Source organism: Candidatus Polarisedimenticolia bacterium (assembly GCA_035764505.1).
Taxonomy (GTDB): Bacteria; Acidobacteriota; Polarisedimenticolia; order Gp22-AA2; family AA152; genus AA152.
The window spans coordinates 1-21,803 of record DASTZC010000113.1; the positions used below are offsets into that span (position 1 = coordinate 1).

General features: G+C 66.2%; 22 protein-coding genes. 6 read left to right on the forward strand and 16 right to left on the reverse strand.

Annotated elements, in window-relative coordinates; all coding sequences use genetic code 11:
• Window positions 1-28: 28 nt before the first annotated feature.
• The gene (locus VFW45_07775) at window positions 29-1,498 is read right to left on the reverse strand and encodes a cellulose synthase family protein (protein ID HEU5180676.1); all 1,470 of its coding nucleotides are present in this window, start codon (window positions 1,496-1,498) and stop codon (window positions 29-31) included.
• Window positions 1,499-1,551: 53 nt separating this feature from the next.
• Here VFW45_07775 and VFW45_07780 point away from each other — a divergent pair, with 53 nt between their 5' ends.
• The gene (locus VFW45_07780) at window positions 1,552-2,973 is read left to right on the forward strand and encodes a glycosyltransferase 87 family protein (GenBank protein HEU5180677.1); all 1,422 of its coding nucleotides are present in this window, start codon (window positions 1,552-1,554) and stop codon (window positions 2,971-2,973) included.
• Between the two features lie 18 nt (window positions 2,974-2,991).
• On the opposite strand, the gene VFW45_07785 is transcribed toward VFW45_07780, so the two are convergent.
• The gene (locus VFW45_07785) at window positions 2,992-3,576 is read right to left on the reverse strand and encodes a hypothetical protein (GenBank protein HEU5180678.1); all 585 of its coding nucleotides are present in this window, start codon (window positions 3,574-3,576) and stop codon (window positions 2,992-2,994) included.
• Window positions 3,577-3,842: 266 nt separating this feature from the next.
• Between VFW45_07785 and VFW45_07790 the strand changes: the two genes are divergently transcribed.
• Both VFW45_07790 and lysS read left to right on the forward strand, forming a co-directional pair.
• A complete protein-coding gene (locus VFW45_07790) occupies window positions 3,843-4,463 on the forward strand; it encodes a YceI family protein (protein ID HEU5180679.1) in 621 nt (206 codons plus the stop codon).
• Window positions 4,460-5,995 (forward strand): lysine--tRNA ligase, encoded by a 1,536-nt coding sequence (gene lysS / locus VFW45_07795; protein HEU5180680.1) that lies wholly within the window; start codon window positions 4,460-4,462, stop codon window positions 5,993-5,995. The genes VFW45_07790 and lysS overlap by 4 nt, the downstream gene beginning before the upstream one ends.
• A 62-nt stretch (window positions 5,996-6,057) precedes the next feature.
• On the opposite strand, the gene VFW45_07800 is transcribed toward lysS, so the two are convergent.
• Entirely contained in the window at window positions 6,058-6,903 is an 846-nt protein-coding gene (locus tag VFW45_07800) for a YihY/virulence factor BrkB family protein (GenBank protein HEU5180681.1), read from the reverse strand.
• A gap of 63 nt (window positions 6,904-6,966) precedes the next feature.
• On the opposite strand from VFW45_07800, the gene hemH reads away from it, so the two are divergent.
• Together hemH and hemG are read left to right on the forward strand one after the other, a co-directional pair.
• Window positions 6,967-7,812: a ferrochelatase gene (hemH, locus tag VFW45_07805; protein ID HEU5180682.1), complete on the forward strand. Its 846-nt coding sequence runs from the start codon at window positions 6,967-6,969 to the stop codon at window positions 7,810-7,812.
• Window positions 7,809-9,164: a protoporphyrinogen oxidase gene (gene hemG / locus VFW45_07810; GenBank protein ID HEU5180683.1), complete on the forward strand. Its 1,356-nt coding sequence runs from the start codon at window positions 7,809-7,811 to the stop codon at window positions 9,162-9,164. Before hemH ends, hemG begins: the two co-directional genes overlap by 4 nt.
• Before the next feature lie 213 nt (window positions 9,165-9,377).
• Here hemG and VFW45_07815 read toward each other — a convergent pair whose 3' ends face one another.
• The 13 genes from VFW45_07815 to VFW45_07875 all read right to left on the reverse strand — a co-directional run bounded on the left by VFW45_07815 (window position 9,378) and on the right by VFW45_07875 (window position 21,158).
• Window positions 9,378-10,733, reverse strand: a complete 1,356-nt coding sequence (locus VFW45_07815) for an amidohydrolase (protein HEU5180684.1) — start codon at window positions 10,731-10,733, stop codon at window positions 9,378-9,380.
• A gap of 51 nt (window positions 10,734-10,784) precedes the next feature.
• Window positions 10,785-11,666 (reverse strand): class A beta-lactamase, encoded by an 882-nt coding sequence (gene bla / locus VFW45_07820; GenBank protein ID HEU5180685.1) that lies wholly within the window; start codon window positions 11,664-11,666, stop codon window positions 10,785-10,787.
• 8 nt (window positions 11,667-11,674) lie between these two features.
• Complete coding sequence (locus VFW45_07825) at window positions 11,675-12,133, reverse strand: cache domain-containing protein (GenBank protein ID HEU5180686.1); 459 nt, start codon at window positions 12,131-12,133, stop codon at window positions 11,675-11,677.
• A 152-nt stretch (window positions 12,134-12,285) separates the two neighbouring features.
• On the reverse strand, window positions 12,286-13,092 hold the full coding sequence (locus tag VFW45_07830; GenBank protein HEU5180687.1) for a right-handed parallel beta-helix repeat-containing protein: 807 nt from the start codon (window positions 13,090-13,092) through the stop codon (window positions 12,286-12,288).
• Entirely contained in the window at window positions 13,089-13,955 is an 867-nt protein-coding gene (locus VFW45_07835) for an alpha/beta hydrolase (protein ID HEU5180688.1), read from the reverse strand. The genes VFW45_07830 and VFW45_07835 overlap by 4 nt, the downstream gene beginning before the upstream one ends.
• Window positions 13,956-14,325: 370 nt before the next feature.
• On the reverse strand, window positions 14,326-14,706 hold the full coding sequence (locus VFW45_07840; GenBank protein HEU5180689.1) for a DUF2200 domain-containing protein: 381 nt from the start codon (window positions 14,704-14,706) through the stop codon (window positions 14,326-14,328).
• A gap of 75 nt (window positions 14,707-14,781) precedes the next feature.
• Window positions 14,782-15,093 carry a hypothetical protein gene (locus VFW45_07845; GenBank protein HEU5180690.1) on the reverse strand — a complete coding sequence of 104 codons (312 nt, stop codon included), beginning with the start codon at window positions 15,091-15,093 and terminating at the stop codon, window positions 14,782-14,784.
• Window positions 15,094-15,194: 101 nt separating this feature from the next.
• Window positions 15,195-15,665, reverse strand: coding sequence for a VOC family protein (locus tag VFW45_07850; GenBank protein ID HEU5180691.1), 471 nt, complete (start codon window positions 15,663-15,665; stop codon window positions 15,195-15,197).
• A 164-nt stretch (window positions 15,666-15,829) separates the two neighbouring features.
• A complete protein-coding gene (locus VFW45_07855; protein ID HEU5180692.1) occupies window positions 15,830-16,915 on the reverse strand; it encodes an ATP-binding cassette domain-containing protein in 1,086 nt (361 codons plus the stop codon).
• Entirely contained in the window at window positions 16,915-18,099 is a 1,185-nt protein-coding gene (locus tag VFW45_07860; GenBank protein HEU5180693.1) for an ABC transporter permease, read from the reverse strand. Before VFW45_07860 ends, VFW45_07855 begins: the two co-directional genes overlap by 1 nt.
• Entirely contained in the window at window positions 18,089-19,387 is a 1,299-nt protein-coding gene (locus VFW45_07865; GenBank protein ID HEU5180694.1) for an ABC transporter permease, read from the reverse strand. The genes VFW45_07860 and VFW45_07865 overlap by 11 nt, the downstream gene beginning before the upstream one ends.
• An 8-nt stretch (window positions 19,388-19,395) precedes the next feature.
• A complete protein-coding gene (locus VFW45_07870; GenBank protein HEU5180695.1) occupies window positions 19,396-20,694 on the reverse strand; it encodes a Fe-S-containing protein in 1,299 nt (432 codons plus the stop codon).
• Window positions 20,695-20,696: 2 nt separating this feature from the next.
• Complete coding sequence (locus tag VFW45_07875) at window positions 20,697-21,158, reverse strand: transcriptional repressor (GenBank protein HEU5180696.1); 462 nt, start codon at window positions 21,156-21,158, stop codon at window positions 20,697-20,699.
• A 140-nt stretch (window positions 21,159-21,298) separates the two neighbouring features.
• Here VFW45_07875 and VFW45_07880 point away from each other — a divergent pair, with 140 nt between their 5' ends.
• The gene (locus VFW45_07880) at window positions 21,299-21,796 is read left to right on the forward strand and encodes a nuclear transport factor 2 family protein (GenBank protein HEU5180697.1); all 498 of its coding nucleotides are present in this window, start codon (window positions 21,299-21,301) and stop codon (window positions 21,794-21,796) included.
• Window positions 21,797-21,803: the final 7 nt, after the last annotated feature.

Sequence of the window (21,803 nt, forward strand, 5' to 3'; positions counted from 1 at the left end):
AGCTGGCTCCCGAAGCCGGGAGAAAGCCCTAGCCCCGTTCGAGGCGGTCGGCAAGCGCTTCCTTGAGGGAGCGGGTGGCCGAGAAGGCGAAACCCGAAAGAAACAGCAGGACGAAGGGGACCGAGACGTAGATGGCGTGGCGCACCGCATAGAGCAGCACCACGAGGAAATAGGCGGTTCCCGCCAGCTCGGCCAGCACCACCGGGGAGAGCCTTGAGCGGTAGTCGCCGCCGGCATCCCCGCTGCGGCCCGGCGCCACTTTCGGGGTCCTGATGAAGTCGGTCCGCCATCCGATCAGCGCTTCCACCACCGCCAGCGCATTGCTCAGGCAAAGCCCCATTCCCACCGAGACCAGGCAGGGAAGATCCCTGAGCGACTTCCACCATCCCGCACCGATCTCGCGCTGCGAAAGAAGGTAGAAAACCAGCACCGACCCGCTCCCCAGCAGAAGAATCGGCAGGTCCAGCGCCAGCAGCTGGTGCCACTCCATGCGCTCGCGGATACGCATCGCCGGGAAATAGAGCAGCGACACCGCCACCATCAAAAGGTAGGCCAGGTTCCCGGTCAAGTGAAAGAAGGCTTCGGATTTGACCCTCAGCGGCGCGGGGCCCTTGAGCAGCCCCGGCAGGAGCTTCAATCCCGTCTGGATCGACCCTTTCGCCCAGCGATGCTGCTGCGATTTGAACGCATTCATCTGCGTGGGAAGCTCTCCTTCGGCCACCAGCGCGGGAAGGAAGACGAAGCGCCAGCCGGCCATCTGGGCGCGATAGGAGAGGTCCAGATCCTCGGTGAGCGTGTCGTGCTGCCACCCGCCCGCCGACTCGATGCACGCCCGCCGCCAGATGCCGGCGGTGCCGTTGAAGTTGAAGTAGCGTCCCGTGCGGCTGCGGGCCGTCTGCTCGATCAGGAAATGGCCGTCCAGGAAGATCGATTGCACCCGCGTGAGAGTGGAGGATTCCCGGTTCAGATGGCCCCAGCGCGCCTGCACCATGCCGACCTGAGGATCGGCGAAGCAGGGGAGGGTGCGGCGCGCGAAATCGGGGGGCGGCACGAAATCGGCGTCGAATATCGCGATGTACTCTCCGGTAGCATGAGCCAGCCCTTCGGCGAGCGCGCCGGCCTTGAAGCCGCGCCGCGAGTCGCGCGGCAGATGCCGGATGTCGAAGCCGGCCGCCCGATAGCGCTCGGCCTGCCGCCGGCAGAAATCGCGCGTCGAGTCGGTGGAGTCGTCGAGGATCTGGATCTCGAGGCGATCCTTCGGGTAGTCGAGGTGGCAGACGGCTTCCAGGATCCTGCCGGATACGAACCGCTCGTTGTACAGCGGCACCTGCACGGTGAGCCGGGGAAGCTGGGCCGCGCCGGCGGCCGCGGAGTGGGCCTCCCGCGGGCGGTGGCGCAGGTAGAGGACGACCAGGTAGAAGCGATGGACGGCGTAGACCGCCAGCAAGGCCATGCAGGAGAAATAAGCCGACAGGACGGCGGCTTCGCCGCGGGTCATGCGCGCCTTCCCCGGCGTTGCGGCGGCTTCTCTCCGCCTGCTATCCTCCCCGCATGCCGCCCGCCGCCGGGGGGAGAGCTCGCCTCATCATCTTCGGCCTCCTTTCGGAAGCCGGCTATCTCGTCGTGGCTCATCCCGCCACTCCCTTGAACGTCCGGCTGGCCTGCCAGGCGCTCGTTTTCCTCATTTACCTCGCGGCCATCCGCGAGGTTTGCCGTGCGCCTTTCCGCCGGTCGACGGCGATTCTCTGGGCCTTCGCGATTCTCTTCCGCATCAGCCTGGTTTTCCAGCCGCCATTCTATTCCGGCGATCTCTACCGCTACCTGTGGGACGGCCACGTGCAGGCGGCGGGGCACCTGAACCCCTATCGCTTTGCCCCCTCGGATCCGGCCGTCGCGCGGCTGCGCATCGACGCCCTGGCTCTCGTCAACCATCCCGAGATCCCGACGCTCTATCCTCCGGTCGCGCAGATTTTCTTCGCCGTCGTGGCGGCTGTGGGAGGCTCGGCGCTGCTGCTGAAGTCGTGCTTGATCCTCTTCGATCTCGCCGTGATTCAGGTGATCGGCACGCTGCTTCGGAGGGTCGGGGCGGATGAGGGACGGATCACGGTTTATGCCTGGAGCCCGTTGGTGATTACGGAAGTTGCCGGCAACGGGCATATCGATGCCCTCGCGATTCTTCTCCTTCTCCTCGGAATTCAGTTGATTATAGTGGGGCGATGGAGGGTGTCAACCATCCTGCTGGGCCTGGCAGCCGGTGCGAAGCTGGCGCCTCTCGCCGCCTTCCCGGCGCTGGCGCAGCGCGTCCCGAAGCGCGGCTGGTGGATCCCCTTCGCGGTCCTCCTGGTGGTGACCGCTCCTTACCTCGGGGCCGGATCGGCGCTGGGGCGCGGGCTGTGGGAATATGCCGGGAGGTGGCGCCACAACGACAGCCTGTTCGGCGTTCTGCTCGGAGCTCTCGAGGTCATGAATCCGACGGCCGGGCTCAAGGCGGTCATCTTCCGGATTCAGCAGCACCTCGGCGATTCCGCCTGGATTCAGGCCCTCTACAGTACGGTTTATCCGGTTTATCTGGCGCGCTGGCTCGCCGTGGCGTTGTGGGCGGGGGTGGCGTTCGAGGTGTTTCGTCGGCGGTTGCCGCCGCTGCGCGGCTCGTTCCTCCTCATCGCTGCCGCTTTGCTGTTGTCCCCTACGGTGCATCCCTGGTACGTCCTGTGGATTGTTCCCTTCCTCCCGCTGCGCCCCGATCCTGCCTGGGTCCTGTTCACTGGGTTGGTTCCAGCGAGCTATCTGATCGGCAACTCTTCCGTGACGGAAGTCACCATAAGAATCGTCGAGTACCTGCCTCTTTTCCTCCTCCTCCTCCTGGAGGCCCTGCGCTCCGGGCGAACGAAGCCGATCACTCTCTTTGGGCTGTCTCCCGTTCCCGAACCGATGCCGGATTCGGGCGACGTCCCACATGGCCGGCGGCAGTAGAGCCGCTCATGTCACCGACTAGGGAGTCGGCTCGGTGGCGCTGACGTGCCCGGCGTTGGCCTGGCCGCAGGCACGGCCGCAGGTCTGCTGGGTCATTCCGAGAGCCTCGCAGCAGGCCTTGCAATCGGGCACCCTTTCCAGCGCCGCGCAGTCGGCAAAGTCTTCCGGAGAAATGTTGCGGCTGTTGACGGTGGGTGGAACAACAATCTTCTCGGATCGGCTGGCGAAGAGGCTCCCGAATCCGGAGATGGCGGCCTTGGCCTGCTCGGGAGAGACGGGCTGGTTGGGAGAAGGCACGCTGACCTGGACCCCGGACTCACGCAGGAAAGCCGCCAGCTCCGCCTGGGTCAGGACCGCTTCGGAGCCGGCTTTGAATCCGAGGCCCGACTCTTTGAGAGTCTTGAGAGCCGCCTCGGGAGACGGAGTCGCCCGAGTCTCGGGGGCGTCGTCCATTGCCTTGGCCACGGCGACGGCGAACTCTCCGATGGTAATCGATGTGGCCGGCTTGGCGGCGGTCTGATGGGCAGGCACGGCCAGCGACGGGGTCGCAGACAGTCCGACCAGAAGCATGAGAATCACGACGACATTCGCGACAGATTTCATGGACCCTCTCCTTTGGAAATAGAGATGTGTCTAATTTTTGGACCTGAGGTACGGTCGAACTGGCGGATCGTCAAGGACCGTCAAGATGAAACGCGCGGCGTGCAGGCCGCAAGGTGGAACACCGTCGCAGGCCTATGCTACGATGCAGACTCGTCGACGTCCTCTGGAGAATACCAAACAACGAGTCCCTCCGGCCACCCCCCCTGTGTGACGATTTCGCGCGTCTGGCGCGGCTTTCTGCGGAATGCACGGTAGGGAGAATTCCCATGAGGCGCCGCTTTCTGGCTTCCGTCGCGCTCCTGGCAGGCTGCTGTTTCTCTGCGCTGTGCAGCGCAGGGACGGTCGTACCCGGCGCCGAAAAGCCACCCGCGAGGTTCGCTATCGTGCCGGCCCGCAGCACCATCCGCTTCGACGCGAAGGCCACCGGCCATACCGTGCACGGCATGACGCACGGGCTGAATGGAGAAGTCGCTTTCGACCCGGAAGACGTATCCGGCCGCGCGAGCGTTGCCCTGCGGGTGGAGGCCGCCACGCTGGACACTGCCAACCGGACGCGTGACAAGAACATGCGTGAGTCGCACCTGGAGACGGCCAAGTTCCCCTGGATCGAGTTCCGCTCGTCGCGCATCGAAGCGGTGGCCCCGACGCTGCGCGAGGGGGAGACCCAGGAGCTGCGGGTCCAGGGCAAGCTCCTGCTGCACGGGATCGAACGCGACATCGCATTTCCGGTGACGGCGGTGCGCAAGGGAAAGGAGCTGTTCGTGACCGGAGGCACCGTGTTGAAGCTGACCGATTATGCGATTCCGATTCCGAAATTCCTCTTCGTCAAGATGCAGGACCAGGTGAAGGTGATGTTCGAGGTGATTGCCTCTCCGGCGACGCCATGACCAGGCTGCCGTTGCGACCGGTCCACTGGGCCGACGATGTCGCCCGCAAGCTGGCGGAGCGCGAGGGACGGCAGGAGATCTCGACCGGTATCTCCCCGTCGGGGCCGATTCACGTCGGCAACCTGCGCGAGGTGATGACCGCCGACGTACTCTACCGGGCGCTGCGGGATCTCGGCAGGGAGGCGGGATTCCACTTCGTCGCCGACAATTACGATCCGCTGCGCCGCGTCTACCCCTTCCTCGATCCGGCGGTCTATGCGCCCCTGGTGGGACGGCCACTTTCGGAGATCCCCTGTCCCTGCGGTAAGCACGCCGACTACGGCGATCACTTCCTGCAGCCCTTCCTCGAGTCGCTTCAGCGCCTGGGCATCGAGGTCCGCCTGGTGCGCGGCGATCAGCTCTACAAGTCGGGCAGGATGATCGGAGTGATTGTCGAGGCGCTGGAGGGACGGGACGTCATCGCCCGGATTCTGCGCGAGGTGACAGGCAAGCAGGTGGACCCGGAGTGGTCGCCTTTCGATCCGCTTTGTCCCACCTGCGGGCGCCTCACCGGGACCTCGGTGACCGGCTTCTCGAAGGAGCAGCAGCGCGTCGATTTCCGCTGCGATTGCGGCGCTTCAGGCAGCGTGCCGATGGCCGGAGGCGGCAAGCTCACCTGGCGCGTCGACTGGCCGGCGCGCTGGAAGGTCCTGGGAGTCACCGCCGAGCCGTTCGGGAAGGACCATGCCACCGCGGGAGGCTCCTACGATACCGGAAAGCGCATCGCGCGCGAGGTGTTCGGCATCGAGCCCCCCTTCCCGGTCACCTACGAATGGATCAGCCTGAAGGGGCAGGGGGACATGTCCTCCTCGAAAGGCAACGTCGTCTCCACCGATCGGATGCTGAAGGTCGTCCCTCCCGAGGTGCTGCGCTACCTGATCGTCCGCACCCCTCCCGAGCGCAGCATCGCGTTCGATCCCGGGCTGCCTCTGCTGTCGCTGGTCGACGAGTACGATGACGTCGAGGCGGCCGGACGCGACCTGCGCGCCCTGGCGCTGTGCCGCGCTTCGGACTACCATCCGGTCGGCGTCCCCTTCAAGCACCTGGTGAACGTCGTGCAGATGGCGAATTTCGACTTCACCCGGGTGCTCGAGATCCTGGCGCGCGGCGGCTACCAGGTTGCGGACCCGGAGGCGCTCAAGGAGCGCTCCGAATATGCGCAGCGCTGGCTGGAGGAGTTCGCCCCGCCCGACATGAAGTTCTCGCTGCGCACGACGCTGCCGGAAGAGGCGGCGCAGCTCACACCGTTGCAGAAGGACTTCTTACTGCGGGCCTCCGGCCGGATCGACAGGGGGATGTCGGCCGAGGCCATCCACGAGCGCGTCTATGCGGCGGCGGGGGAAGTGGAGGGCCTCAAGCCGGCCGACGCTTTTCAGGCGATCTACCTGGCGCTGCTCGGTACTCGGCGTGGTCCGCGCGCGGGCTGGTTCCTGTCGATCCTGGATCGCGATTGGGTGGTACAGCGTTTCCAGGATGCGGCGGAGATTCCCTGAGGATGAGTCCGGCCGTACGTGGCCCCGTCGATCGGCGCCAGGAAGTCCAAGCGCCGAATCCTTCAGTGGGTAGCGGGGGGATGACGGTCGCGGCGCATCCCGAGGACCGAGTTCACCTCGGCGCCCAAAGCGAACAGCGCTCCGGAGAGGTAGAGCCAGATCAGGATTGCGATGACCGAGCCGATCGACCCGTAGAGCATCCGATATCCCGAGGTGGACTTGATATAGATGGCGAACAGATGCTTGGTCCCTTCCCACAGCACCGCCGCCACCAGGGCCCCGGCCCAGATGCGGCGCAGCCGGCTGCTCACGGTGGGGCCGAACAGATACAAGGTCGAGAACAGCAGGAAGTTGAACACCACGCCCATCGCGAAAGTGCACAGCGTCAGGATGCGCGGCTCCCAGTCGGCGGGCAGCGCGGCCACGGAGCTCAGCCCTTCGACGATCCAGGGGCTCAGAGCGGCGAATACGGCGGAAAGGGGAAGAAACAGCATCACGATCAGCCCCAACAGGATCCCCAGCAGGCGGCGCCGCCACAGCGGCCTCATGCGGGGGGCGCGGTGAATCCGGTTCAGGATCTGCTGCAGCACGTCGAACGCCGCTGTGGCGCTCCACAGCAGCAGCAGCGAGCCGAAGATCCCGAGGCGCAGCCGGGCCTGCAGAATGCGCTGCAATCCCCCCTGCAGATAGGCGGAGCTGAAGGGGAGCAGCGACAGGATCTGGGTGGTGAAGCGGGCATAGGCGCCGCCCATTCCGAAGAGATAGCCGAGCCCCGAGGCCAGCAGCAGCAGGAGCGGGAAAAACGAGAAGAAGCAGTAGTAGGCGAGACTGGAGACCAGGATCTGCACATGATCCTGGCGGTGCTTGTGCCACAGCTCGGAGAGGAACTCTCTCAGGACGGAGAGCATGGGGAGCGATGCTAGCAGAATCGCCCCGGTGACGCCTTCGGCCGGATTTCCGCGGGGGAGCCGATGATCGCGACGGTATTGCTCATGGCCTACGGGAGCCCCGACGCGCCGGAGCAGATGGCGGAGTTCCTGCGCGGCGTGTTTCGCGGGCGCAGCGTCCCCGAGGCGACGGTGGCCGAGTTCCAGGCGCGCTACCGGCTGTTCGGCGGCCGCTCGCCGCTGCTGGACATCTCGCGCCGCCAGGCCGCCCAGCTGCAGCTCCGGGTGGGATGTCACGTCCTGGTGGGGATGCGCCACTGGCATCCTTTCATCGAAGACGTCGTCGCGAACGTGCGAGGGCCAATCCTCGGGCTGCCGCTCGCCCCGCATTATTCCCGCTTCAGCGTCGGCGAGTATCACGAGGCGCTGCGCGCGGCGACCGACGAGCCCCTCCATCTGGTCGACAGCTGGCACCTGGAGCCGGGGCTGCTCGATGCCTGGGCCGAGCGGATCCGCGACGGATGCCGCCGCCATCGTCCTGACGTCGTCTTGTTCACCGCCCACAGCGTTCCGGACGATCCCGACGACCCCTACGCCCGCCAGCTGCAGGAGACGGTGGGCGGCATCATGGCGAGGCTGGACAAGGTTTCCTGGCAGTTTGCCTACCAGAGCGCGAGCAGCGCGCCGCTGAAGTGGCTGGGGCCCGACGTCGACGCGCGTCTGCGGGAGCTGCGCCGGGCGGGCGCCGAATCGGTGCTGGCCGCGCCGGTGAGCTTCGTCTCCGATCACGCCGAAGTCCTCTATGACCTCGACCACCTGCACCGGCGCTCGGCGGAAGCGCTCGGAATCCGCCTCGAGCGCTGCGAGTCGCTCAACGAGCATCCCCGTCTCATCGAGGCTCTCGCCGACGTGGTGCGCCGATTCCTGTGAAGCGGGTGATCGTGGTGGGAGGCGGAATCTCCGGCCTCGCCACGGCCTATCATCTCAAGAAGCTGCGCGCCGACCTGGTGATCACCCTGTTCGAGGAGCGCGAGCGCCCGGGAGGAGTCATCGCCACCCTGAGGCGGGACGGCTTCCTGGTGGAGGGAGGCCCCGACTCCTTCATCATCCAGAAGCCTTGGGCCCTCGAGCTCTGCCGCGAGCTGGGGATCGAGGAGCGGCTCTATCCCACGGAGGCGGCGAACCGCACGGGCTATGTCCTGCACCGCGGGCGGCTGCTGCCGCTGCCCGCCGGGATGGCGCTGGGAGCACCTGCCGATCTCGGCGCCCTGGTGACGACTCGGCTCCTTTCCTGGAAAGGAAAGCTGCGCGCCGGGCTGGATCTAATCCTGCCGCGCGGCGAGGAGCGCGGCGACGAGTCGCTGGGGGGATTCCTGCGGCGCCGGCTCGGAAACGAGCTGGTGGAGCGGATTGCCGACCCGCTGCTGGGAGGAATCCACGCGGCGCCGGCCGATCGGCTGAGCCTGCAGGCAACCTTTCCGAGACTGAAGGAGATCGAGCGCCAACACCGCAGCCTGATCCTGGGGATGCGGCGCGCGGCCGGCCCGGCGGGGCAGAGCCCTTTCCGCACGCTCCCCGGGGGCATGGGGGAGCTGGTGGAAAGTCTGCGCGCGGCGCTCGCCGGCGTCGAAATCCGCACCGAGGCTCGGGTGGAAGAGATCGTTCCCGGCAAGGGAATCCTGACGAAGCATGACGGCATGGCCGCGCAGGCGGTGGTGGCGGCGATGCCGCCCCCTGCCGCCGCCGGGCTCTTCGCCAGGTCCTCGCCGGCGCTGTCGCAGGCGCTGCGGTCGATTCCCGCCGTCTCGACCGCGACCGTGTCCCTCGCCTATCACAGGCCCCATCCGACGGTCTCGCTGGCGGCGACCGGATTCCTGATCCCGCGCGCCGAGAAGCGCCGCATCCTGGCCTGCACCTGGTCGTCGCGCAAGTTCGCGGGCCGCGCTCCGGACGGCGATCTCCTGGTGCGCGCCTACCTGGGAGGGGAAGCGGGGGAAGAGCTGCTGAAAGGGACCGACGAGCTACTCTCGGGGATCGCCTGCGAGGAGCTGGCGGCGATCATGGGAATCCGCGAGGCGCCGGCTTTCGCCGTCGTGCACCGCTGGCCGAAGGCGAACCCGATCCTGGAGGTCGGCCACGCGGCGAAGCTCGCCCGGATCGAGAAGCTCCTCGAGGAGTGCCCCGGAATCTTCCTTACCGGCACCGGCTATCGGGGCGTCGGCATTCCCGACTGCATCCGCGACGCGCGCGACACCGCACGCCAGATTGCCGCCGCCCTCTAGTGTCGCGTACCAGGGCTCGCGTTACATTCGGCCATCGATCCATCCCGCCTCGCTGCGTTGCGTCTCGCTTGCGTACCGCATGGGTACGCGGCGCTTCGTCGTGGAGCGGCCATAGGCCGCGGCGCCTTGCGATCCGGGCGCCTCGATGGCCTCGGTGTCAACTCGATTTCTGATACGCAACACTGGAAATCTCCCGCCCGTCCGATGGGCCGGTCACTGCAGATCCAGCTTGTAGAGCTTCCCGGCGTTCTCGCGCATCACCATCGTGGCGATTTCCTCGGCGCGCGGCCGGCTGACTTCGCCGTCGCGCATCATGTTGGTGAGCGCCATGGCCAGTGCTTCCCTGGCATTTCTGGTAGCGACCCAGGCGGACACCTCCCATCCCAGATCGGGGCCCAAGGCGGCGGCATCGGTGCCGAAGAGCACCTTCTCCGGATAGAGGGTGAGCCAGTCGCGCAGCACCTCGGACAGCTTTCGGGGCGTGTAGAGCAGCGCCATGGCGGAGGTATCCACGTAGACGTTGGGCTTCCACAGCATGGAGCCGGCGTGCGCCGCGTAGGCGCCGCCTCCGTGGACGATCACGAAGTCCGTGGCGCGCAGCGCCGCGTCGTTGAGCATCGGCTCGAGAAGCAACGGATCGGCCCCGGCGGCAACGAAGAAATTGCCCGGACCGTCGAACGAGTGAATGTGGACCGCCATCCCCAATCGGCCGGCTTCGCGCGCGATGTAGCGGAACAGGAAATCCTGCAGCAGCTTGTAGTCGGCTTTCGACGGCTCACCGGCGAAGACATGCTTCGCATAGATCCGGGCCGCAGCCTCTTCGGAAGCCTCGGCGAAGTCGAGGGAGCGCAGGAGCGCGGCCTCGAATTTCACCGCCACACAGCCATCTCTCCGCTGGGCCTCGAGGGTGGGCGTCACGACTCTCCCCAGATAGGCCTCCAGCGTCGAGGGGAGCCTTTCTACCTTCAAGTCGGACAGGTAGCGCCGCAGCAGCTTCTCCTCCAGAGGGAACAGCTTCCTGCGATCGGGCGATGCGGCGCCTTCGGCCTTAGTCGACAGCGGCAGCATGAGCGCGTCCACGTAGGATACCCATCGAAAGCGAGGGGGCGTGAGCCCCCGGCCCATCGCGATCCGGTTGGCGAGCAAGACGTGCGTGCCGACCTGGTCGAGGGCCCAGGCGGCGAAATTGTCGCCTTGCTCCTCACGGGCCCGCTGCATCGCGTCGCGCAGGGCTTTCAAGTGCTCGTCGCTCAAGTCCGCGTGGGGATAGGCGTAGAGAGCCTTGTAAGCCGCCATCCAGATCGGATTGTCGGGCCGAAGCTGTACCGGCACCTCGAACGGCAAAATCACTTCCAGCGGCAGGGCATCCTGGTCCGAATCGGACGGATCGACGCTGTTGGCATGGCTGTGGTTGTCGACGGCTCGGATTTTCCCGATGAACGCGGTGATTTCGGAATCCACGCCTGAGGGAGACGAAAGGGTCGGCCCGCCTCGATCCGGAGGCGGCGCACAGGTCAGAGCTGCGGCGCTGAAAACGACGATCAAGGTCGCAAGGATGCGTGCTCTCACAAGAGCCTCCTCGGTTCTCGGATCAGTGACGGTCGTCGAACAAGGACCTCGTCACGCCCCGACCCAGCCGGCGACGAGATGTCCGACGTCGGCCAGCGCGCCGTTGCGCTCTTTCTCGGGTGCGGCGGCTTCGGCCAGGTAAGCAGCGACGAGGAATGGTTTCTGTGGCGCCGGCCATACGATTGCAACGTCGTTGGTCGCGCCGTTCGCGCCCGTGCCGGTCTTGTCGCCGACGCGCCAGTGTCCGGGAAGTCCCGCGCGCAGCTTCGCGGCACCCGTCGTGCTGCCTACCAGATACCCGATCAGGCGCTTGCGTGAAGCTTGTGAGAGCTCGGAGCCCAGCAGCAGGCTTCTCAGGTTGGCCACCATCGCCGCGGGCGTCGTCGTGTCCCGGGGATCCCCCGCCACGGCGCTGTTGAGCTCCGGCTCGATGCGATCGAGCCGTGTCACCGAATCGCCCAGGCCTCGCAGATAGGCGGTGAAGCCGCCCGGCCCGCCCACCGAGCTCAGCAGCAGGTTCGCCGCCGTGTTGTCGCTCACCTCGATGGCGGCTTCGCAAAGCTCGGAAACGCTCATGAAACCTTCCCCCAGACGGGCACGGGTGGTCGGCGCATGCTCGAGCAGGTCCTTCGCATCGTACGCGACGCGCCGTTCGAGGCGTTCCTCGCCGCGATCCACGCGCGACAGGACTTGGGCCACCAGCAGCCATTTGAAGGTGCTGCACATCGGGAAGCGCTCGTCGGGGCGGTGGACGAGCCGGCGGCCGGTGTCCACTTCGAGGGTCGCCACGCCCAGCCGCCCGCCGGCTCGCGCCTCGATTTCGTCGAGGCTCTGCGCCGCCTTCCGCGCTCCGTCGCCTGGTGCGGACGAGCGGATGGCCAGGGGCCAGGCTAGGCCCGCCAGCGACCCGAGAATGAAGTCACGCCGCTGCATGGAAAGGCTTACTTGTAGTAGCCGACCCCGCAGTTCTGTCCCAGGACCTTCGTATAGTAGGTGTGCTTCTCGAGCGGCTTTTCAGTGCCGGGGCGCGGCCACCAATAGGTGACCTCCAGGATCTTCCCCTCGGTGGCGGTTTTCATGATTTCCTTGCCGAGCGGGAATCCTTTCTTGCCCACGATGTCCGTCAGGTTCTCGCCCTTCAGGTAAGGGTGCGCCGTGATAATGCCGTCCGTGGCGTTGGCGCAGAAGACGTAGAGATCCCGATCCCTGAACCCGCCCTCGCCCTTGTTGAACATCTCCAGCGCCTTGTCCTTGTTGTCCTTCATCGCGGCCACGGCCTTCTCGAGCATCGCCTTGGCCTCCGCGGCGGTGCCGAAATCCGCTTGAGCGGCCTGTGCCGTGCTCACGGCAAGAGAAAGCAGAATTGCCATTCCGATTGCGAATACCGACTTGCGTATCATTGCTCCCTCCTCTGTTTTTCCCTTTGCCAGTCTGTCGTCACCGAACCGTAATATACAAGGTCACCGGGAGCGATCGATGCAGCTTGCGTCCGATACGTCCTTGATGCCCCGACGACCATTGAGACTCCCCAGCGGGCCATCCACATAAGCACCTACTTCGCAACGGATGCCAACAGACCGTTCGGCCTGTTGGTCTTGTTGGGCTGCTCGAACAATCTCATGACGGAATCAGCGAGGTTTACTCCCGAATTGCCTGCCACGCGAATCCCAGCCTCGCCATTCTCATCGAAGACGTTGCCCGCAACATCGGCGTGGGAGACTTGTTGAATGGCGAGCCCGTTACGACGATTCCCGCTGAGCGAATTCCCGATGATGCGGGCCGTCGACGCGCGCAGCACCGAGATCCCGTCGGCTCCGTTGCTCTTGATGATGTTGGGGCTGGGAGCCTTGTCGTCCGAGCGCAGTACGCCGATGTGAGCCGACGAGCTGCCCATCACCATAATCCCATTCTGTTTGCATCGTTGGATCGTGGTGTTGACGATCCGTCCAAAGCTGTTTTGGGAAACCTCAATGTCGCTATGGGACGCGTTCTCGATGGTAATGCGGTCGATCACCGCCGTCGCGCCCCGGTTGATCGCGATTCCGAAAAAACCCCCGGTGATGGTGAGGCCCCTGATGGTGACCTCGCGTCCAAGAACCTGGATCGCTGGCAGGCTCGCGTCGGGCGCGTCAATCGCGGCTTTGCCCTTTCCCTCGATGGTGATGCCTTGGAGCTCCGCCTGGATGACGAGATTCTCGCGACAGGTCCCACCCACGAGAACGGTATCCCCGGGTTTCAGGCTGCGGAATGCTGGCCCCAAAGCGCTTCCAGCATCGCAATCGACATCGACCGTGGCAGCACCCATCTGTGAAGCGGGGATCAGCGCCAGGACGACGCCTAGCCACGCGCGACGGTTCATTTCAGGAAGCCCCGCGATTTCAGGAAACGGTCGGCCCGCTTCAAAGCCTCTGCGGAGGTGGCGGGATCCGGCTGGGGCATGCCGTCATCCGGAGTGCCCGCGGGAGTAAACAGATGACCAAACCCTTCGAAGACCTGCAGCTCGCACACATTGCCGGCGGTCCGCATACGCTCGCAGAAGCGCTTCGCGCCGCTCAGCGGTGTGACGCTGTCGACATCGCCCTGGAGAATCAACGTCGGTGGAAGCCCCTTGCGTACATGCTCATCGGGTGAGATGTCCTGGGCGGTCCCGCGACCCATCAGCAGACGCTGTGCCCAGCTGTCCGCCCTCAGCGAGACTGCGGGAGACACGAGGACGAGCGCGTCGGGCCTCGCGCTGACGTCGTCCTTGGTGCCGTCGGGGCCGAATATCGCCGCCGAGGCCGCGAGATGGCCTCCCGCGGACCAGCCGAAGGCGACGACGCGCTTCGAATCGATCCCCAGGGAACCTGCCTGTGCCCGCGCCCAGCGAATGACCGCACGAGCGTCGGCCATGGCCTCAATCGGGGTTGTTTGCTTCTGATCGGAGAGGCGATACTGGGCCGCGATTGCCACCATCCCGAGTTGCGCGAAATGCTTCGCGCGCGAAAACGCCCAGGCCGGTTCTCCCGTGTCCCAGCCGCCGCCATGGAACAGCACGATGGCAGACCGTCGCTTCGGACCTGTGTCCTCCGGAGAGAAGACGTAGGCCTTGAGCCGCGTTCCGTTCGGCTCCGCGTAGACATGCTCCACCGGCTCCATGGGGGTCGGTTGAGTCTGGCTCGCTGCGATTGCGGACGCAATGAAGAGCAGGGTTACGACGAGCCACACGTTGACGAACCGCAACCGACCCTCCATCGATTCGAAATCTGACCATTTGTCTCGTCAGGCTGACGCCTGCGGCTTGGCTGCGGCGCGCGAACGCCAGCGAGTCTACCTGCGTGGATGTGCCGCACGCCGTCAGCTTTAAGCGAAGGCAGCTAGCGCCCAATCCTCGTCAGGCCGGACGGATTATGGAGCAAGAGGTGAAGGTTGAGAAGACCCTGATTTCATAAGTCGCCGGCGAATCGGCGGACGAGGCGCCTTGCCGGCCTGAGGCAGAATTCGCCGCGTGGCTTGGCATGGCGAAGTCCAAAGGATTGGCCAGGAAAGGGCGAATCGCGCCGGCACTGCCCCTTCTGCGGACTGGTCGCCCTCAAGCGGTCCTTGCCGAAGCTCAGGCGGTTTTCGCTGTAAAGCGTGCGCCTTGGCCGCGCAGGATCCTTCCCATCGGCCGGCCCTTGGCCAGTTCATCCACCAGCTTGTCCATATATCGGATGTTGCGCATGAGCGGGTCTTCGATCTCCTCGATGCGAACCCCGCAGATAACGCCGGTGATCTTGCTTGCGTTGGGATGGAGCGCCGGCGCATCGCGGAAGAAGGTCTCCAGATCGCTGCGCCGTTTGATCTGCTCTGCCAGGGTGTGCTGGCTGTAGCCCGTCAGCCAGCAGATGACCTCGTCTACTTCCTTTTTCTTGCGCCCCTTGTTCTCCACTTTCTGGACATAGAGGGGATACACGCTCGCAAATGACATCTTGAAGACACGGTGCTTATCCATGGGTCCTCGGAGCAAGAACGATCGATCACTGCCGCCGCGTACGCCTGGCGTGTTGCCGTTCAGCACCGGCTGTCTTCATTCTTTCCTTGCCATCGCAACGACGTGACCAGCAGTGATCCGAGGAGGATTCGGAAGCAGGGCGGCCATGTGATGTTTTACGAAATCGGCAGCTACGCGATTTGACTCTTCCTCTGCTTGCTTATTGGTGTAAACGCTCACCGAAATCATGACGTTGTTTCCAGCGTCGGTCCAGTAGTAAGAGATGAATCCTGGGAGTTTGCTGATCAGAGGCACGAATCCCTCTCTTACCACGCGCTCGGCTTCTTTTGGGTCGGTGACGCCTTCATATCTGCGAACGGTTAGCCATGGAAGAACAGAATTACTCATGGTGTTGATCCTCGAAATGGGTTGATACCTTGCGGTCTCTCGAGACTACCACAGAGGTGGCCTACGAGTTCATTTTCCGAAGGCTTTTGTCCCAGCGGTGTCTAGGCACGCTCAGCACCCATATTGCGTTGGATGATGGAATCCATTCCGAGGCCCGGATCAACCGGCCCCTGCGTGAACGTCAACTGGAAGCCATCAGGATCGCGGATGCTGAAGTCGCGAGCATTCCAGGGTTGGTTCTTCGGTTCCGTTTCCAGCTTTGCACCCAGGCGGCGCGCGCGCCCGGCAACATCATCCACCCGACCTTCAAAGACTGCGAACGACAGAATGACGCCCACGCCTTTGGGCCGGTCGTCTGTCGGGCCCATCAGTTTCCGCAGCAGCAAGTCGCCGTATTTGATCCAGCGCAGGTGTACCAGGATCGGGCTACCTCCAGGACCCGGAATCGTGAAAACGTGCTTGAATCCGAGGACTTCCTGATACCAACGGACCGATACCTCAAGGTCCCGAACGACCAGCGTCGGGAACGCAGGCATCGGATAGATCTCAGATGGTGGCGTTTGTTCATCCATGGAAGTCCTCCAAATGGCGACTGCGGGATATATTCCCGGCTGCTCAGGTACCACATATCCAAGTGCTCTGCTGACACCTACCGAGGCTCGGACTTGAGCTCGATGAGGAGCGCATGGAGCTCTGTGGTACCAATGTTCTCCACTGCCTCGGGTTGGCCCTGGCTCTAGCGGGCCAGCGCCTTGCCCGCCTGGCGGCAGCATTCGCCGCGCGGGATCGGCTTGCCGTGCGGGCAGAGCTTCGGATGGCCCAGGAAGGTGCAGATCGAATCGGTCATGGCGGGGGAGAGGATGTGCTCGAAAACGCAAGCCTCCTCCTCCACCTGATGCTCCTGCATCTGGAAGGTCTGGGTGAAAAGCGTCTCCGCCAGCCGCTGGCGCCGCACGAGGCTCTCGGCACGGACCAGGCCGGCGGGCGTCAGCTCCGGATCCGATGACGGTCCCACGATGCCGCTGGCACGCAGGCGCTCGAGCAGCGGGGGCGTGGCGAGGCGGAACCCGCGCCCGCAGATCTCATGGGCCGCGGCGTCCCCCTCGTGCTTCATCCAGAGATATTCCAGAACCTCGTCGATGTCCTCCTCGCTCGCGTGCGAGGCAAATACCTCGCCGGCGATGCGCCCGTGCTCCAGGCGGATCTGGCGGTCGGCGAGGCCGCCGACCGTCGGATCGTGGGTGACCATCACCAGCGTCTGCCCCGCCGCGTGGATGCGCTGGAAAAGCTCCAGTACCGCCTGCTGGTTCTCGGCGTCCAGGGAGCCGGTGGGTTCGTCGGCCAGCACCAGCTGCGGGCGGTTGATCAGGGCGCGGGCAATCCCGACCCGCTGCTTCTCGCCTCCCGACAGCTGCGCGGGAAGGTGCTCGAGCCGGTGGCCCAAGCCGACCTGCTCGAGGGCTTGCCTCGCCTCCGTCTCGTCGGCTTGGCTATGGAGATATTGCGCCAGCATCACGTTCTCGACGGCGGTCAGATAGGGGATGAGGTGGTATTGCTGGAATACCAGCCCGACCGACTCGCGGCGGTAGCGAATGCGCTCTCTCCGCGGCAGGGAGGAGAGGTCGACCCCGCCCACCAGGATGTGTCCCTCGTCGGGAGCGTCGAGCCCGCCGAGCAGGTTCAGCATCGTCGTCTTGCCCGACCCGGAGGGGCCCATCACGGCGACCCACTCTCCGGCGGCGATATCGAGGCTCACCCGGTCCAGAGCGGTCACCTGGCGGTCGTAGCGCCGCGTCACGTTCTGCAGACTGACGAAGCTCATCATTCTCCCCGCAGCGCGTCGGCGGGCCGGACCGCGAGGGCCCGGCGCAGCGGCGCCAGGACGGCAATCCAGCCGAGCGCCAGCGAGACGCCCAGCACCGCCGGCAGAACCTCCCAGCGCAGCGTCACCGCCGCGTCGAAGAGGCGCTGCCCCAGCAGGCGCGCCAGGACCCCGCCGACGAGCGTACCCGACAAGGCTCCAATCAGGCTCAGGATCGTCGCCTCCCCGAGGAACATCGCCAGGATCTCCCCGTCGCCGGCCCCCAGCGATCGCATCAAGCCAATCTCGGGCTCCCGCTCCAGCACCGAGGAAAGCAGCGTCGTCATCACGCACAGGGCGCACAGCACCAGCACCACCAGCGAGAGCGACAACGACAGGCGGTGCAGCTTCGCCAGGAGCGCTCCCTGGCCCTCGGCCACCTGCCACAAGACGCGCGCCTGCGCGCCGGGGAGCTCCTTTTCGAGAAGCCGCGCCGCGCGCGTCACCTCGGCGGAGCCGCCCGAGATGGTGAAGGAAGCGAGGGAGACGCGCCCCGCGGCACCGATCTTCTCCTGAAGCGAGGACAGCGGCAGGAAGATCTGCTCTTCTTCCGATTCTCCGGTGGCCAGCACGCCGCTGACGTGGCAGGAAAGCTCATGGTCTCCCAGGTGAATCACCAGAGACGAGCCCCGAGGCGATGAGATCCGCTCGGCAAGCGCCGATCCGACGACGCACTCGGTCGCCGTATTCGGCCATGCCCCCTCGATCTTCCAGCCCGCGTTGAGGCGCGGCAGCGCGGGAAACTCCGCTCCCGTGACGGTGGCGCCGTGCCAGGCGCCCTCGGTGCCTGCCGGTCGGACTCCTCCGGAGGCCAGCAGGAGAAGCGCGGGCGGCGGCTCGACGGCAATTCCGGCGCGCGCGAGTCGCGCCGCGGCGCCCCGCAGCGCCGCTTCATCGAGGATTGCCCCTTCGGTCCCGAGCGGCGGCGTCACCAGCATGTTGGGCCCGAATCCCCTGACATCCTGCGACATCTTGCGCCGCACGTCGGCGTCGAGCGCCAGAAGCGTCGCCGTGAGCGTGGCGGCCGAGGCAATCGCCACGATGGCCATCAGAAAGTTGCCGCGGCGCAGCGCCAGGGAGCGCAGCAGGAAGCGCATCGCCACCCCGGCGTTGCGTCCCGGCCGGCGCAGCATCCTAGAGGCCACGCAGCATCTCGAACGGGTGCAATTGGAGCAGCCGGCGCGCCGGGATCACGCATCCCAGAAACGCCATGGCCAGCGCGGCCGCCACCGCCAACGGCACGGCGAGCGGCGGAATGGCCACCGGGCTGCCGAACAGCGCGAGGGAGATCCAGCGAGCCAGCCAGGCGCCGGCGAGCGCCCCGAAGAGTCCGCCGGCGATTCCCAGGATTCCGGCCTCGGCCGCAAGCAGGCCGATGACCGAAGCGTTTCCCGCTCCCAGCGCCTTGAGCAGGCCAAACTCGGCGCGTCGCTCCAGCACCGCGGCCGTCAGGGCGCTGGTCACCGCCAGCGTGGCCCCCAATCCGGCCATCAGCGCCAGCAGAAGCAGGAGCGCGGAGACGCGCTGCAGGATGCGCCCTTCCGATTCCGCCACGCGCCGCACGATCCGCGCACGCGACCCGGGGACCGAGCGCTCCAGCTCATAGGCGATCGATGAGACGAAGGGAGTACAGGACCAGCGCTCGAACTCGCTGGGCGGAATCTTCCGGGGGTCGCTCCCCAGACGCGCATAGAAGGCGTTCTCCGGGGTGGTCAGGGCGCTCACCGCGATGCGCGTAATCTTGCCGCTCGTCCCGGCGGCTTTCCAGGCCGTTTCCAGAGTCACCAGGATGGCGTCTTCCTCCTCGCCCCCGCCGCGCAGCAGCCCGACCACCTGGAGCGGCAAGTCGCCCCCCTCGGCACGCACGCCAAGGCGGGATCCCACCTCCACTCCCAGGGCCGCTGCCAGCCGGACACCCACCAGCGCGGGCGGCGGGTCGACGGAAACGGCTTCCGGATCGAGGTCCTCGATCCAGCGCCCTTTCACGCTCCAGGCGGGATTCAGGCTGCGGATTCCGGTGACGAAGCGCTCCCCGGAGGGAAGGTCGAAACGCCGCTCGAACCAGGTCCCCCACAGGGCGGCCGTGCGCCCCTCAGCGTGCACCCGCGCCTCGAAAACCGGCGCAAAGGCCAGGATGTTGTTCTTCCAGAAATTGTCTTTGACCTTCGCAAGGCCGGCGGCGTCGAGATAAGAGGGCATCCGCCAGGCGCCCATCTCCTCGCCGGCCACCTTCACCTCGCCGCCACCCTCGGCGGGGAGCAGGACGAGATTGGCCCCGAAGCGCTTCAGCTCCTGGCTCATCTTGTCGCCGATGTCCATGGCGATGTCGGCCAGCGCCGCGGCCGCGGCGGTCCCCAGCGTCACGGCCGCCAGGACAACCAGCTTGCGCCGCTTCTGCCGGAAGAGGGAATCACCCAGGATGCGCAGGAGCATTGTTACCCTCAATTCACCGGCGGCGCGCCGGCCGCCGCGGGAGCCGCGCGGAAGGCGTTCACCATGGTGCGCAGATCGGCGAGGCGCAGCACCAGATCGCCTCCTTCATCACGGTAGGGGAGCGGCACCGGGTTGCAGCCGCCTGCCGTTCCGAGGGTCTCGCGATTGATGTCGGCGGCGCAGGCGAGACAGACGAGCCGCCCCTTGATCTCCACGTAGCCGGATGCCCCGCAGACCTGACAGGCGTCGAAGGCGGGAACCGGCTTGCCGTGCGACTGCATGACGAAGAAGCGCACCACCACGCCGTCGATCGACACGCCGAAGCGATGCAGGTGCCCGTCCCCCAGCCCGGAGGTGGACAGGCGGACTTCGTCCTGCGACTCCGGTGTCAGCAGCGCCGGCGGATCGATTCCTTTCGGCAGCCGCGAATAGGCGTAGGACACGGTCAGCGAGGCGATGATGAGCGTCCCCGCCGTCGCCAGCAGCCGCCTCCAGAGGCTGTCGCGCCGCAGCCTGGCCAGGGCCAGGCGGCGCTGCGGTCCTTCCAGCTTCTGGGCGTCGCTGCGCCGGCGCCGATCTTCGCGGCCCGGCACCAGCATCACGATGAGCGGCAGCGCCAGCAGCGACACGACCACCAGCACGTCGTTCTTGACGATCGGGCCGATGAGGCGCATCTCGCGCCGCCCCACCGGCAGGCTCCCCAGCTCGCCGAATTCGTGCAGGCCGCCGATCAGGAGCTGGGCCCCCAACAGGAGCAGGACGATCTCGGTCACCTTGAAGAAGCGCGCCAGATCGACCCGGATGCTGCCGCGGACGAAGGCGACACCGAACAGCGTGGCGAGTGCGAGTCCGACGGCGCCCCCCAGGTAGGCGAGCAGCGAATCGGAGGTCAGCTTCACCGCCCCCAGGAACAGGACCGTCTCCACTCCCTCGCGCAGGATCAGCAGGAAGGTCAGGCCGAACAGTCCCGCGGCGATCGTCCCGGAGTCCTTGTGCGCCATGGCCTCCAGCCGTCCCTCGATCTCGCCGCGCATCCCCTTGCCGGTGCGCCACATCCAGATCACCATCGTGATCACGAAGAACGAGCCCAGCACCATCAGCCAGCCTTCGTAGGCCTCCTCCGCGATCCCCAGTCGCACGAAGACGGCGGCGGCGATCAGGCTCGCCGCGATGCCGGCCCCCAGGCCCCAGTAGACGGCGCGTCCCAGAATCTCGCGTCCGGTGCGCTTGAGATACGCGAGGATAATCCCCACCACGAGGGCGGCTTCCACGCCTTCCCGGAGGGTCACGACCAGGGCTTCGAACATCTTCAGGAGACTGCGGGCTGTCCGGATGACGACCGGGAAGAGCGGGCGCAGGCGGAGCAGCGGCCGCGGAGCTGGTGGGTGTGCTCGATCAGCTGGAACCGGCGCCGGCGGCAGATGGCCGCCACCAGCCGCTCGATCTGGCGGTTCTCGAACTCCAGGATCTTGCCGCAGCTCACGCAGACCATGTGGTCGTGGTGGTGCCTTCCCACCATCGGCTCGTAGCGCGCCTGGCCCTTCGCCATGTCGATGCGGTGCACCAGCCCCGCCTCCACAAGGCGCGCCAGGGTGCGGTACAGCGTCGCCGGGGCCACCTCGCGCCCGCGGCGGCGGAAATGGGCCAGCAGATCGTCAGCCGTGAAGTGGCCGCGCACCGCGAGGATCTCCTCCAGGATGGCGCGGCGGGAGCGGGTCATCTTCAGGCGGTTGACGGCGAGGTAGCGCTCGAAGCGGCCGGTCGCGTCCAAGGCTTCTCCGATCAAAGTTGATAATCGTTCTCAATTCGGTCCCGATTATCGGGCGGCGCGAGGAATCCTGTCAAACCCGCCGCGCTGGCGCGCCGGGGCGTCTTGGGGATAGGCTAACCGCTCCCCGAGGAGGTGAGGCGATGAAGCGGCGGTCGAGACGGATCCTGACGGCGTTCCTCCTGATCGCCTTGGCGGCCGGGGCCGCCTGCCGGCGCGCCGATTCGCAGGCGCAGGTGCAGGAGGCGGTGCGCGATTACTTCGACTCGCTGAACCGGGCCGATCCGACCGGCATCATGGAGCGGTTCAGCCACAAGGCGGAGACGACCTCGGTCCTGGAAGGAGAGATCCTGCGCGGGTGGGAGGCGATCCGCGACGAAACCGACCGGATGGCGGGGACCGCCGGCGAGGAAGTCTGGGCTCCCGGCACGATGGAAGTCGTTTTCCTGGGAGAAGACCATGCCCTGGTGGTCCTTCCGGTGAACGTCACCTTGTCCTTCGGCATGGGCCGGGAAGACCTCGCGGGCGCGGCGACGCTGGTCCTGGAGCGCCGCGCTGGGGTCTGGAAGGTGCTGCACGAGCATCGCAGCCTGCAGCACGACGACTATGACACGTCCGAGGGGGACACATCACGCAGCTGATGCGGGG

Excerpts from the sequence above, each read along its gene's own strand:
- VFW45_07775 (HEU5180676.1), bottom strand. The coding sequence starts at position 1,498 with ATGACCCGCGGCGAAGCCGCCGTCCTGTCGGCTTATTTCTCCTGCATG.
- VFW45_07780 (HEU5180677.1), top strand. The coding sequence starts at position 1,552 with ATGCCGCCCGCCGCCGGGGGGAGAGCTCGCCTCATCATCTTCGGCCTC.
- VFW45_07785 (HEU5180678.1), bottom strand. The coding sequence starts at position 3,576 with ATGAAATCTGTCGCGAATGTCGTCGTGATTCTCATGCTTCTGGTCGGA.
- VFW45_07790 (HEU5180679.1), top strand. The coding sequence starts at position 3,843 with ATGAGGCGCCGCTTTCTGGCTTCCGTCGCGCTCCTGGCAGGCTGCTGT.
- lysS (HEU5180680.1), top strand. The coding sequence starts at position 4,460 with ATGACCAGGCTGCCGTTGCGACCGGTCCACTGGGCCGACGATGTCGCC.
- VFW45_07800 (HEU5180681.1), bottom strand. The coding sequence starts at position 6,903 with ATGCTCTCCGTCCTGAGAGAGTTCCTCTCCGAGCTGTGGCACAAGCAC.
- hemH (HEU5180682.1), top strand. The coding sequence starts at position 6,967 with ATGATCGCGACGGTATTGCTCATGGCCTACGGGAGCCCCGACGCGCCG.
- bla (HEU5180685.1), bottom strand. The coding sequence starts at position 11,666 with ATGCAGCGGCGTGACTTCATTCTCGGGTCGCTGGCGGGCCTAGCCTGG.
- VFW45_07825 (HEU5180686.1), bottom strand. The coding sequence starts at position 12,133 with ATGATACGCAAGTCGGTATTCGCAATCGGAATGGCAATTCTGCTTTCT.
- VFW45_07830 (HEU5180687.1), bottom strand. The coding sequence starts at position 13,092 with ATGAACCGTCGCGCGTGGCTAGGCGTCGTCCTGGCGCTGATCCCCGCT.
- VFW45_07840 (HEU5180689.1), bottom strand. The coding sequence starts at position 14,706 with ATGGATAAGCACCGTGTCTTCAAGATGTCATTTGCGAGCGTGTATCCC.
- VFW45_07845 (HEU5180690.1), bottom strand. The coding sequence starts at position 15,093 with ATGAGTAATTCTGTTCTTCCATGGCTAACCGTTCGCAGATATGAAGGC.
- VFW45_07850 (HEU5180691.1), bottom strand. The coding sequence starts at position 15,665 with ATGGATGAACAAACGCCACCATCTGAGATCTATCCGATGCCTGCGTTC.
- VFW45_07855 (HEU5180692.1), bottom strand. The coding sequence starts at position 16,915 with ATGAGCTTCGTCAGTCTGCAGAACGTGACGCGGCGCTACGACCGCCAG.
- VFW45_07865 (HEU5180694.1), bottom strand. The coding sequence starts at position 19,387 with ATGCTCCTGCGCATCCTGGGTGATTCCCTCTTCCGGCAGAAGCGGCGC.
- VFW45_07870 (HEU5180695.1), bottom strand. The coding sequence starts at position 20,694 with ATGTTCGAAGCCCTGGTCGTGACCCTCCGGGAAGGCGTGGAAGCCGCC.
- VFW45_07880 (HEU5180697.1), top strand. The coding sequence starts at position 21,299 with ATGAAGCGGCGGTCGAGACGGATCCTGACGGCGTTCCTCCTGATCGCC.